This is a genomic window from Reinekea forsetii (assembly GCF_002795845.1).
Taxonomy (GTDB): Bacteria; Pseudomonadota; Gammaproteobacteria; order Pseudomonadales; family Natronospirillaceae; genus Reinekea; species Reinekea forsetii.
In genome coordinates this window covers 1,299,454-1,311,089 of record NZ_CP011797.1, presented here as the reverse complement: position 1 = coordinate 1,311,089, position 11,636 = coordinate 1,299,454, and the positions used below count along the sequence as shown (strand labels likewise).

10 protein-coding genes are annotated in these 11,636 nt (G+C 52.3%); 1 reads left to right on the top strand and 9 read right to left on the bottom strand.

Going from position 1 to position 11,636, the window contains the following annotated elements:
* Positions 1-23 precede the first annotated feature (23 nt).
* The 6 genes from REIFOR_RS06080 to REIFOR_RS06055 all read right to left on the bottom strand — a co-directional run bounded on the left by REIFOR_RS06080 (position 24) and on the right by REIFOR_RS06055 (position 5,051).
* Complete coding sequence (locus REIFOR_RS06080) at positions 24-794, bottom strand: class I SAM-dependent methyltransferase (protein WP_100256707.1); 771 nt, start codon at positions 792-794, stop codon at positions 24-26.
* A 53-nt stretch (positions 795-847) separates the two neighbouring features.
* Positions 848-1,213 carry a hypothetical protein gene (locus REIFOR_RS06075; protein WP_100256706.1) on the bottom strand — a complete coding sequence of 122 codons (366 nt, stop codon included), beginning with the start codon at positions 1,211-1,213 and terminating at the stop codon, positions 848-850.
* Between the two features lie 72 nt (positions 1,214-1,285).
* Positions 1,286-2,089 carry an undecaprenyl-diphosphate phosphatase gene (locus REIFOR_RS06070; protein WP_100256705.1) on the bottom strand — a complete coding sequence of 268 codons (804 nt, stop codon included), beginning with the start codon at positions 2,087-2,089 and terminating at the stop codon, positions 1,286-1,288.
* 151 nt (positions 2,090-2,240) lie between these two features.
* The gene (tsaB, locus tag REIFOR_RS06065; RefSeq protein ID WP_100256704.1) at positions 2,241-2,939 is read right to left on the bottom strand and encodes a tRNA (adenosine(37)-N6)-threonylcarbamoyltransferase complex dimerization subunit type 1 TsaB; all 699 of its coding nucleotides are present in this window, start codon (positions 2,937-2,939) and stop codon (positions 2,241-2,243) included.
* A gap of 137 nt (positions 2,940-3,076) precedes the next feature.
* Entirely contained in the window at positions 3,077-3,817 is a 741-nt protein-coding gene (locus REIFOR_RS06060; RefSeq protein ID WP_100256703.1) for a hypothetical protein, read from the bottom strand.
* A gap of 625 nt (positions 3,818-4,442) precedes the next feature.
* Entirely contained in the window at positions 4,443-5,051 is a 609-nt protein-coding gene (locus tag REIFOR_RS06055) for a hypothetical protein (RefSeq protein WP_100256702.1), read from the bottom strand.
* 361 nt (positions 5,052-5,412) lie between these two features.
* Between REIFOR_RS06055 and REIFOR_RS06050 the strand changes: the two genes are divergently transcribed.
* Positions 5,413-6,369, top strand: coding sequence for a class I SAM-dependent methyltransferase (locus REIFOR_RS06050; RefSeq protein WP_100256701.1), 957 nt, complete (start codon positions 5,413-5,415; stop codon positions 6,367-6,369).
* Between the two features lie 32 nt (positions 6,370-6,401).
* Here REIFOR_RS06050 and REIFOR_RS06045 read toward each other — a convergent pair whose 3' ends face one another.
* From REIFOR_RS06045 to REIFOR_RS06035, 3 genes are all read right to left on the bottom strand, one after another.
* Positions 6,402-7,133 (bottom strand): winged helix-turn-helix domain-containing protein, encoded by a 732-nt coding sequence (locus tag REIFOR_RS06045; protein WP_100256700.1) that lies wholly within the window; start codon positions 7,131-7,133, stop codon positions 6,402-6,404.
* Between the two features lie 237 nt (positions 7,134-7,370).
* Positions 7,371-8,000 carry a uracil phosphoribosyltransferase gene (gene upp / locus REIFOR_RS06040; protein ID WP_100256699.1) on the bottom strand — a complete coding sequence of 210 codons (630 nt, stop codon included), beginning with the start codon at positions 7,998-8,000 and terminating at the stop codon, positions 7,371-7,373.
* Positions 8,001-11,630, bottom strand: a complete 3,630-nt coding sequence (locus REIFOR_RS06035; RefSeq protein WP_100256698.1) for an ATP-binding protein — start codon at positions 11,628-11,630, stop codon at positions 8,001-8,003.
* Positions 11,631-11,636 lie beyond the last annotated feature (6 nt).

Genomic DNA, 11,636 nt, shown 5'->3' with positions numbered 1-11,636 from the left:
CGCTGACAGGCCCTCAACGGGACCTAGCTGATAGCCTTTTTGGAATAGATGTCAAAGCGACTGCTCTTTCCAATATGGGAGGTAGTGGGAGCTTTGCCGGCCAAATGCGGCGCTTGCTTTGGCCGCTTAACCACTACCCGACACGCCGCTATGTCTAAGGCCGGTTCCAGAAGAGCATGGGCATCGGCATCATCCCCCACCAAGTCGTGAAACAGCACCATCTCTTTTTTAACCTTGGCCGATTTTGAGCGCTCAGGAAACATCGGATCAAGATAGATAACCTCTGGAGCGAATTCGCTCAGACTCGCGCTGCTGTCCAGCAAAGATCCGGATGCTAGGTTAAGTCGATGTTGAATATCATCCAGCTCTGCGTTGAACCCGAGCCTATATAGGCCATCAACCAGAAGGAGATGCACACCTCGATGCCGCTCTAACATGAGCACCTGCGCGCCCAGACTGGCCATTACAAAGGCATCGCGACCCAGTCCCGCAGTCGCATCGAGAATGCGCAGATTTTTCTTCTTGCCCAGACCGACGGCCTTGGCAATCGCTTGACCGGCGCCGCCGCCATACAAGCGCCGATGGGCTGCGGCACCCGACTGAAAGTCAACATACACCGGATGCACCTTTGGCCAACCGGCATCGGCGAGACCCAGCATGCCTTGATCAATAATCAGAAAAGGTTGTTCGATCGGCTTAGTGATTTGACTAACCCAATCCAATGCCGTCGTGTCACGCAGCAGGAGTTGATTTTCATAGTGCTTAGGATTTGGACAGTAGAGTCTCAGCTTCATTTTCCTAGCGTAGTTTGAATATAGTTAACTGCCCCTGCAGCGCAGGTGGCGCTCTAAACGTAGACATCAACACGATATAACCCGGGGTCTTGATTTTGAACGCTAAAGGTATCGGCCGCTTCGACTTGCTGATAACGACTGATAGCATCACTGTTGACCCTGGTCACCGCTTTTGGCAAAACCATTAACTCTTGACTCGCCAGCTGTGACTTTGCCGCCCCTGTTATCGACCCGAAAGCGTCTTTGCGGTTGTCGTTGGCCGGAGCTGAGGTCGTTTGAGGGTCTTTGGCGACGCGCTCAAACTTGGACCGATCCTGGTTTGCCGTGCGCTCGCTACTCTCGCTCGAACCGTTGGTTTTCCGAGCAGAATTTACCGAGCCTGAGGCGCCATGTAAGCCATACGAATTTGGAATCTGCATCAATCAATACCCGATAAAAACAAGTCAACCCGATTCCCGATCAGCTTACCATTTGAAGCGCGCCAGTGCGACCTACCCAAAGTAGACATAAAATAGGACCGCACCCAAGACTAAGCGATAGATCACAAAAGGCAGAAAACCCGATCTCTCTATCCATTTAAGGAACATCACAATGCAGGCAAAAGCGCTGACAAACGAGAGGATGGTACCAAAGAGGATCGCCGACAGATCAAACGCTGATGGGGTTTGAATCAGCTCGACTGATTTCAGCAATCCGGCCGCCAGAATCAAGGGAATCGACAACAGAAAACTGAACTTGGCGGTATCCACCTTGTTAATACCCAGCATAAGGCCAGCGGTCATGGTAATACCCGAACGCGAGGTGCCCGGTATCAACGCCACCGCCTGGGCCAGGCCAACCCAGATAGCATCCTTGAAGGTCAGGTCCGACAGTGCGCGAGTCTCTTTCGCCTTTACATCGGCCCACCAGAGGACCAAACCAAAGACGCTGGTGGTTACCGCTATCACCAAGATACTGCGCAAATGATTTTCGATGAAGCTTTCGGCAAGAAAGCCAACAATGACTGCAGGGATGGTAGCGATGACCACCATCCAACCTAGGTTGGCCGTGCCGCGGTCATGCTCTTGCCGGCCGATGGCTTTCAGGCAGTTGACGACTATTTGAACAATAAGCTGTCGAAAGTAGATAATAACCGCGAGCAGGGATCCGACATGCACGGCGACATCGAAGGCCAAACCCTGATCGGGCCAGCCAAACAGATGAGATGGTAAAATTAGATGAGCCGAACTGGAAATAGGCAAAAATTCCGTTATACCCTGAATGATTGCTAAGACGATCCACTGTGTCATTGTCATGTTGTATTGTGCGCCAAAGATTAAAATTATTAATAGAGCTGCCGATAGTAGAGCGAAAACACCACAGAAACCACCACCGAGGGGCTAAATATTGCCCAGCCCGCAGCCCACACCCGTCGCTGGGTTGGCATCGCGCGGCGCAATGAGTCCTTTAGGTACCGATTTTGGGTTTTTGCGTCCAGGTCACCTGGTTTCTTAGATAGACCGGCTGGGCCAATTCTGCTGCGACCGGCACCAGAAGGGTCTCGGCCACTAGCACCTGAGCCAATTGTGCGCTGGCCAAGGCATGCGGCAGTTTTTGTTCGAGCACCCCTTGCTGCAGGCACTCACTGAGCCGTGCGGGGGTTTCATAGTCAGTTGACCAGCCACTGCCAATAAATACCGTGCCGGCCTCGGGCAACACGTCTATATCGGCCAGAGGAGTGACCCGTTCGGCCATGGTCAGTTCGGGTATGCCCTGAGCGTTGACTCGATAGGCGGCAAAATAGACTTCGGACATGCGCGCGTCCAAGGCAACCCAAATATCTCGATGACCCAATTGCGCCGCGCTCCAAGCCAATGACTGAAGTGTGCTGATCGGTGCTAATGGGCATTGCGCCGCCAGGCCCAGGCCTTGGGCAACACCGGTAGCAATCCGCACTCCCGTAAAGGAACCCGGACCCCGGCCAAAAACAATCAGATCGAGCGCATCGGCACGGATACCGGCCAATTGCAGTAACTTCTCTATTTCGGGCAACAGTATTTTGGCGTGTTCACGCGGTCGCAGCTCATGAAACACAAAATGCTTTGACTCGAGTACCAGGGCAATAGAACAGATGTCTGCAGTGGTATCGATTGACAGTATATTCATTGTTGGCGACTTAACCCAAAAAAATAAGAAGCCCAGTTTACCATAGCGAGCGGCATAAAAAGAAAGCTTTGCGGACAATAAAAAAGCCGCTGAGCGGCTTTTTTATTGCTTAGGGCAAGGGGCTTAACCTTGGAGGTCTAGGCCTTTGCCTTGTTGACCTTTGACTTTGTGACCTTGGCTTTATTCAGGGCCGACACCTTCGCCTTAATCTTCTTCGCCGCAGCGGCAGTCTTAGCCAGCGCCTTTTTCTCGGCCAACTTGAGCTTACGAGCATTGCGTCGGGCGCGGGCAGCCAGCCACTTGCTCTCAAACGCTGCCAAAGCTTTGGCCAAATCGGCTTTCTGCTTGGCAGCCAATGTATCGGCCAGGGCCTTAACGGTGGCCTCGGCTTTGGCAGACTTGGCTGTCAGAGCAGCTTCGGTGGCAATTACCTTGAGATCAAACTTTGCCGCACGGACTACTTTCTTGGCATCGGTTAACGCGGCGCGCGCTTTGGCAACGGCGGCACGAGCGGCAATAAGTTGATTCTTAGTGGTGGCCGAGTTACTGGTTTTAGCTTTAATAGCTAGCTGAGCTTTCTTGGCACTGGCTTTGGCCAAAACCACTTCGGCTTTGGCAACCGCAGCAATGGCCTTGTCAGCGGCTTTTTGACTGGCGCTCGCCTGATTATTGGTCGCTACAACCGCCTTGCGAACCGTTGGTGATTTTGTCGCGGCTGTGGCTTTCTTTGGGCTTGCCTTGTTACTGACTGTTTTTGCGGCTTTAGGTTTACGGGCTGTTGCCGGTTTTTTTATTGTGACCTTTTTAACTGAAGTTTGTTCGGCTACTTGCATTTTTGGGTCTGTAACAGATGCGGGTTTTTTCTTGGCGAGTGCCATTGTGGATTCCTCATATTAGGATTAAATAACGATACATTACATTTAAGTAATGTAAGTATGCCGCCTAATGCCATCACTGTGAATCGAAAAATAAACTTTTTTTGTAAAATTTAAAGCTTTTCCATATTTATTTTCATTTTTTGGCTAAATCGGTACTGCAGAAATTATCATATTGATCCATCAAACTATTTATAGACTTAAACCGAGAATATGGCGAATAAATGCATAGGCCTATTTTATCCACCGACTAAGCTAAAATTCATAATCGGTCTAACAGGTTATTCTATCGACTATAGTGAGATGCATGCATTGTCAATAGCGAGTGCGAAAAAAAAATTTACAACCTAAGTATTGGCAGCGTCATGTGTAATGGGGCCTTTATTATGTTCATAAAGATTATTATGAACGGCCGCCGTTAATATCATGGCGGTATCATTTGAACTGAATGAGGTTGGCCCGAACTTAGAAAATAAAATATTTATTGACGTCAATGCAGGCGATCAAAAAGTCAATTTGAATAGCATTTTAGAATACCGGGTTGGGATGTTGTTGCGGCTTGGAAAAATATTCGAATACATTGAATATAATTTAATATTTTTATTGATGCCAAAAAAACATGGTGACCTTAGCGCAACTGCGGGGGCGTATCGAAGCGCCAATCCGTATCGTGCCAATGGGCGGTCACGGTACCGGATTGCCGTTGACGGCTGGCAAGACGGAGCCGAATGATGTCGGACAGTCCATCCAGTGCGGGGGCCCACAGCCAATCTACCGCTTCGTCCAGTTGCCAGGCAAAGCGAAGCACGTAAGCGGGTTGGCTGTTATTTTGGGGTAGCGGCTGCATAGTGTCAATTTCGATCACTCGAACCATACCAAGGGGTAAGGCCAAACGCACAGACGCGCCCGGCCTGGAAAATATTTGCACCTGCCCTATCAGCACTCGCTCTTGGTTATCGATACGCTTTTGCGCTTTCTGTTTACGGGTAAGCCAGCCTTCTTCGCTCAAAACAGTCAGCAGTGCAAGCCACTGAGCGCTGTCCAGCTGTTCGCTCGGCAGACTTATGGGCAAGCTTGGCAAACTCAGGGTTAACGGATAGTCTTGATAATAGGCGTCCAGCTTGGCCAAAAACAACAGCGTTAGGCGCTGCCTGTCGTGCCCACCGACAAGGTCTGCACTCACCGAACCGGCTAGGCATGACAGTACTAGGTATAGCCATATGGTTTTAACCAACATCGAATTTCCTTTCGCGCAAAGCACCCAGGCACGCCTCAGCCGGACAGACTGTGCTGTTGTGCGACCTATGCGCCAACATAGAGCTCTATTTGGGCTCCAGGACCATTAGCCGGTGTGCAGTTTAAACTGATTTGGACCCTAGGGTTAATCTTAGCAGTTGGCGGGCAAGCGTACCTATCGAACTGAGCCATGCAGACTTGTAATGGCTACAGGCGTTGTGTGACAACCAATAGACCGGCAAGGTGACGTCCTGTTCAACGGACTAAATAGACGAATAAAAGCCCCAATGCCACGCCGAAGCGCTGATTCTCACGCAGGCTTTTGCTACACTGCTGTTTTCCTTTGAAAGTCACCCCTTAGCATGCACCCAACACTCCAACTGTTAGAGCGCCACGACGCAGAATTACATCTCACTCCGGTCCATTGGTTTGATTTGCCCGAACCCACGCAGCTCACAAAACCGACGGATTTGGCTTTCAACCTAAACTGGTCAGTATCGAACGCGGCCACTCTGGCGCAGACCCAATGGCCTTGTGCGCCACTCAATATCTTGTTTTATCCAAAGGCTAAGGAACGTCTCGATTGGTGGCTAAACGTCATCTTCTCCACCCTCCAGTCGGGTCAACGACTCTGGGTAGTCGGTGAGAACGTTGGCGGCATCAAGAGTCTGCCTAAACGCTTGGAGGGTGTCTTTAGTTGTGTCAAGGTCGATTCGGCGCGTCATTGTGTCCTCTTTGAAGTTATCCTAAGCGAGAGTTTTCAGGGTCATGAAGGCTGGACGTCCTATCAACAGGGCGACCATACCATTCATTCGCTACCGGGGGTGTTCAGCGCCAAGCGCTTGGATAAGGGTACCGAGGTTCTGCTGTCGATCCTACCGGAACTCAAAGGAGCGGTACTGGAGTTTGGCGGCGGCGCGGGCGTGTTAACGTGCATGCTGGCCGAACAACCTAAGGTAACCTCGGTGACGGCCGTTGAAATCGACCTTTTGGCCGTCCGATCAAGCCTGAAAACCATTGCGGCGAACCAACTTGCCGATCGGGCGACGACGCTCTGGTCTGCTGGCACGGAAGCATTGCCTGAGCAAAAGTTTGACTTCATCGTCACCAATCCACCCTTCCATCAGGGTATTAAGACCGCCTACGGTCCGACCCAAGGCTTCTTTGCTCAAGCCAGCAACTGGCTGAAACCGCGCGGTCGTTTAATTTGGGTGGCCAATGAATTTTTAAATTATCAGGGTGAACTCGGCAAGACCTTTCATTCGGTCAAGGTGTTGGCCCATGAAAAGGGCTATAAGGTTTATCAGGCTAACAAATAGACTCGTGCAACGACCCTCGCGCCGGCTGGGGTCTATTGTTTAACGTCACCGACAAACAAATAACCCTTAGAGCGCACTGTCTTAATACGCCGGGGCCGGATTGGGTCATCCCCTACTTTCGGCCGGATTCGGGATACGCGCACATCAACCGACCGGTCTTGACCGTCGTACTCGATGCCGCGTAGCTTATTGAAGATGGCTTCACGGGTTAACACCTCACCAGCATGGCTGGCCAATAACCAAAGCAGATCAAATTCGGCACTGGTTAGTTCAATCGGCTGGCGATCAAGCCAAGCTTCGCGCATGCCATTATCGATGACCAGATTGCCGAACTCCAAGCGTTCACTATCCTGATTGGCCATGATGGGGCGGACATAATCACTGCGGCGCATAATGGCCTGACAACGGGCGAGGATAAGTCGATGGGCGGTTGTGCGCGCTATGTAATCGTCAGCGCCCATATCCAAGCCCAACACCTGGTCGAGTTCGTCGGTGCGATGACTGAGCAATATGATTGCGCCGGTGTAGTCTTTTCGGCTGAGCTTGCAGATCGTTAAACCTGACTCACCCCGCAGGTCGACTTCGATAAGCACGAGGTCCGGTTTTTCATCGCGAATCCGGCTGATCGCGGAGGCGGAATCGGTTTCCAATTCGACCTCCAGCTCATTGCTGTTTAAATAATCGCGCAAGCGACGGGCGTAGTCCATGTCATCATCTACGATTAGGATGCGTTTTTTCTTGCTTGCGTCTACTCTGTATCCCACCTGAGAAACCTGCCTTAAGCTCAATGACTAACGATTAGCTCGGCTGGACCCAAGCAACAGCGAGCCCAACTCTATTAACTTAGACGTTTTTGTGCAGAATGCGAGATTTATGTGAACAGATGTTAATAATTGTGAGTAACGGCGCGGATCAAGTCTGATAGCCCTGCTCCGCGCCAACAATTTGTCGGCACTGGGCGCAGAAAGGACTCGCTTTGGTTAAAATGACAAAATTTGCGCTTAACGGGTTCCGAACAGCTTGTCGCCCGCATCGCCAAGCCCCGGAACTATGTAGCCCAGTTCGTTGAGATGACTGTCCATTGCGGCAATATATATATCGACATCCGGATGCGCGGCTTGGATCGCATTGGCGCCTTCAGGGGCGCCAATTAAGCATAGGCCCATGATTTTTTTGCAGCCCTTTTGCTTTAACAAATCGATGGTGGCAATAAATGAGCCGCCAGTCGCCAACATGGGATCAACGATCAGGGCCGTACGTTCGGCGATATCCTCGACGACCTTGTCGAAGTAATAAACCGGTTGCAGGCTGGTTTCATCACGATACAACCCGACCACACTGACCCGGGCCGACGGGATTAATTGCAGCACCCCATCCATCATGCCCAAACCGGCGCGCAGGATCGGCACCACGGTAATTTTCTTCCCGGCTATGCGTTCGACGCTTAGCGTGCTGCCGTCCCATGCGGTTATCTCAACCTGATCGGTGGATAAGGTTCGAGTGGCTTCATAGGTCAATAAATTGCCGACTTCAGAGGCCAATTCGCGAAACTGCTTAGTAGAAATCCCTTGCTCGCGCAGAATGCCCACCTTGTGCGCTAGCAGCGGATGTTTAATCTCAATAATGGCCATCTATAGTCCCTCCAAAAAATCGAGTTCGGCCTGTTTGCGAATCACTTTACGATGATTGGCCCACAGCTCTTGAATTTTTTCTTGATTACAATGCTGGCGGTCGACCAATACCTTGGTCTGCAATTCACCCCGCATCTGCCCATTTAATAACGGTACCTTTGAAAACACAAATTGGTTCGAAATCATGTCCATAAAGGGACCAGACTTACTAGTCGGCATAATAAATAATAGCTGCAAACCCAGGCTCTCGGTTAAGTAACGGATCACTTCTTTGGACCGTGCCTCGTCCATCTTAGAGAAGGCCTCATCGACCAAAACCATGCGCAAATGGCTGTCGCCTTCATTAAAACGGAAGGCCGAGGTGATCGCCGCTGAGCGAATAATATAGGCCGGGGTCTCCAATTGGCCGCCCGATCCGGTGCCATATTGGCTCAGGGCGATCGGCTGTTTGCCTTCGGGTTGCTTGTAGATTTCATAGCTACGATAGTTGCGATAGTCGGAGATCCGTTCCAGCTCTCGCAGGGCCCGATGCTCGTCGTTGTCGAGCAACATGCTCATCAGTTGGTCGCGGATCTTGAGCGACCGTTCGCTGAGCTGGGTATCAAACAGGGTCTTACCTTCGCCCAAGGACGGGCTCTTATAGACCTCGTCAAAGAAGTGCCAATACTCCCGAAACTCGGCAACCCACTCATAACCGAACCAATATTTTTCTCGATCAGCGCCGAAGCGATGATGCTCGAGCTCTTTGTTCAGGTCAGTGAGGACTTTTTTGCCCTCATTGATCGCCTGATAGATCGAATGACATAGATTGGTGACGAAGGCGCTGTTAAAACTTTCCCGCAGCAACGCCAGTTGATCAACCTTCTCGACCAGAACATTGTTTTTGACTCGGTTGTGCACCAGATCCGCATCGCGCTGCAACTGCACCATGCCGCGAAAGAATTCGACGTTATGCAGAATACTGTAGTTGAGGTTAACGACAATGGCATCTTGCGGCTGACAGTCCTGATTGTGCTCTTTAAGAAGCAATTCAAACTCGTGAGCCTTTGCATTTAAGGCACTTTCCAGTGCCATGCGGTTATTTTCTTCACGTTCGGCGTCAGCATCCTGTGCGGCAAGATCGGCCTCCTGCAAGCGGGTGTCGACCGCAAAGGCGGGCCAGACATCGACTATGTCGCGCAAATACTGCTCTTTTTCTTCTGCCCGAACCTGAGTCTTTTCTTGCTGATTGCTGAGCAGTTCGCAATGCTTGGTGAGCGCCAGAATGCGCTCCTGCAATTGGCCCTTTTCTTCGGCGCCACGACGCACCCGTGCCTCCAGTTCGCTGAGCTGTTCGGCGACGCTGCGGTATTCCGTTTCGATGCCCTGTACGTCGCGCAAGTCGAGCGCAGCCAACGCCTGTTCGGCGCTGCGCAGTTCGCGCTGGGTTGCCAACATGTCACGCATCAACTGGCCATGCTGCAAATGGCGTAACTGATTGACCCAGCCATAGAGATTTTTAGCTTCGAGCACCAGCGCCTGCAAGTCATTGGCCTGTTTGGCCAAGTCATTTAACTCGCGTTTCTTCGCCGCCGATGCCTTTTCACGGGCACCTTGACCGAATACTAGATCGCCCTCGGCCATATCGCACCGATACATGGCGTAGGCACCACTGCCCAGGCCATTGGCGGTGACACCACGGCGGGTGCGGCGCAGCTGCTCGGCATCGGCGCACTGCTCGACCATGGCATAGCTGGCGGTGATATAGGCCTGGGCAATGGCATGATCGAAGTGCATTAGGTGGATCACCGAATTGGCCGGCGCCTTGACACGGGCCGCATCTTCGCGGGCCTTGCTGCCCTGGATAACCCGGGCACGACTGTCGCGTGCCAGTCCTCGCACGATACCAATCGCCTCGGCTTCGTATTCCGGTGCCACCAAAATGGCGAAACGAGCTCCGCCCAAATAGCCTTCGAGGGACGACTGCCACTGCTCATCGAGCACCTCGACATGGTCACAGAGCACGCGTGGGTCGGCTTCGGGACACTCTCGTCGGATGGCCTCGAGTGCATTACGGACCTGGGCCGGATAATTGACCTGAGCGCTCGCCAGGCTGTCGATATCCTGTTGTTTGCGACTGAGGTTCTGACGCACCTGAAGCAGTTTCTGTTCGCGCCGGTCGACCAAGCGCTGCAACTGATCGCGCAAGGAGATGCGGTCGACCTGAGCACTTTCATCAAACCAGAGTTGGCGCCATTCGTTCAATTCGGCCTGCTGCACTAGGGCCTGGTCAAGATGTTGTTCCAACGGACTAATATCGATCCAGTCCTGATTGAGCAGACTGCGGAAATCGACACCGAGCGACTTCTGCCCGACCACCGCCTTAGCCTTGGCCGCGAGACGTTTATCGCCTAAGGCCGGAATATCCAGCGCCAGCGCACGGCTCAATAGGCTCTTATGAATTTCAAAACTGGCCGCCAGACTCTGCTCCAAACTATCATTTTGCACCAGTAGGGGCTCAGCTTGTTTTTGCAGTTGCGCGGTACTCTGTTCGATGCGCCGATCGAAGCGATCCTTATCCTGCAGCGCGTCGATGCCGCGCCGTTGAGCTTCCAACGACACCAGCTGCTCATGGGTCTGGGAGCGGCGTTCGCTGGTGATGTCCAGATCGGTATCGAGTTGATCGAGTTCATTACGGATCCGCTGTTGATCGGCCTTGGTGCTTAGGTAGCGTTTTTGATCAACGAGGAAGCGCGCCTTGGCCGCGACATAGTCGGTTACGTTGTAGTCGATCCAGTGCGTGATATAGGCATCCGATTGCAGTCGTGATTCCTGCAAGCGATCGATCATATTTTTCAGCCGATTGGCTTCCGTCTCCATACCATTGATGGTTTTCATCAGGTCGGAGACGGTGCGAATGGCTTCGCCTAAATCGCGTTTTTCAAGAATTTCTTGGGCCACAAAACCGTCGATACTCTTCACCGGCTTATAGGCCATAAACCGCGAGAAGGCACGGGCCGCGTTCATCGCTTCGCGTTCACTGATAGCATCTTTACGGCCGCGCAAAGCGGCATAGAGCCGACGCAGATACTGTTTTTTGGTGTCGTATTTTTCCACTGGGTCGATGCCACGACCGTTCAGATGGGCGACCAGGCGCTCCAACGGTATCACCTGTTGGCGACCGTCCTGCTCCTGCATAAAATCGGCCTTGGTCAACTCGGCGTCCTGAATAATCATATAGATCATATCGGACTGACGCGCGATGGCCGTAGCGCCGGTTCGGTCGATATAGGCGGTGACGCCGATGATCGCGGTAAAGGGCTCGGCGGTTTCGCCCTGGGTCGGGTGAAACACCGCCGCCAGGTAGCCAACCGTGGCTTCAGTACGCGCGAAGGCGCCATCGTCGCAACCCAATACATAGGAAGCCAAGGTGCGCACCTGCTTGCCCCGGCCGCGTTGACTGGCCTCATCCTGACCCGGGTTGTAATGAAATAGGGTATCGTGGGCCGCGGTCATAATGGTTTGCAGGGCGTCGGCGGCCGTCGTTTTACCGGAGCCATTGCCACCGGAGAATAGGTTGACCGGCCCGAAGTTGAAGTCCAGGGCTGGTATATTGCCCCAATTTACAAAGACGAAATTCTTTAAATGCATGCTGGC

Excerpts from the sequence above, each read along its gene's own strand:
- REIFOR_RS06050 (WP_100256701.1), top strand. The coding sequence starts at position 5,413 with ATGCACCCAACACTCCAACTGTTAGAGCGCCACGACGCAGAATTACAT.
- REIFOR_RS06060 (WP_100256703.1), bottom strand. The coding sequence starts at position 3,817 with ATGGCACTCGCCAAGAAAAAACCCGCATCTGTTACAGACCCAAAAATG.
- REIFOR_RS06055 (WP_100256702.1), bottom strand. The coding sequence starts at position 5,051 with ATGTTGGTTAAAACCATATGGCTATACCTAGTACTGTCATGCCTAGCC.
- REIFOR_RS06080 (WP_100256707.1), bottom strand. The coding sequence starts at position 794 with ATGAAGCTGAGACTCTACTGTCCAAATCCTAAGCACTATGAAAATCAA.
- REIFOR_RS06070 (WP_100256705.1), bottom strand. The coding sequence starts at position 2,089 with ATGACAATGACACAGTGGATCGTCTTAGCAATCATTCAGGGTATAACG.
- tsaB (WP_100256704.1), bottom strand. The coding sequence starts at position 2,939 with ATGAATATACTGTCAATCGATACCACTGCAGACATCTGTTCTATTGCC.
- REIFOR_RS06075 (WP_100256706.1), bottom strand. The coding sequence starts at position 1,213 with ATGCAGATTCCAAATTCGTATGGCTTACATGGCGCCTCAGGCTCGGTA.
- upp (WP_100256699.1), bottom strand. The coding sequence starts at position 8,000 with ATGGCCATTATTGAGATTAAACATCCGCTGCTAGCGCACAAGGTGGGC.
- REIFOR_RS06035 (WP_100256698.1), bottom strand. The coding sequence starts at position 11,630 with ATGCATTTAAAGAATTTCGTCTTTGTAAATTGGGGCAATATACCAGCC.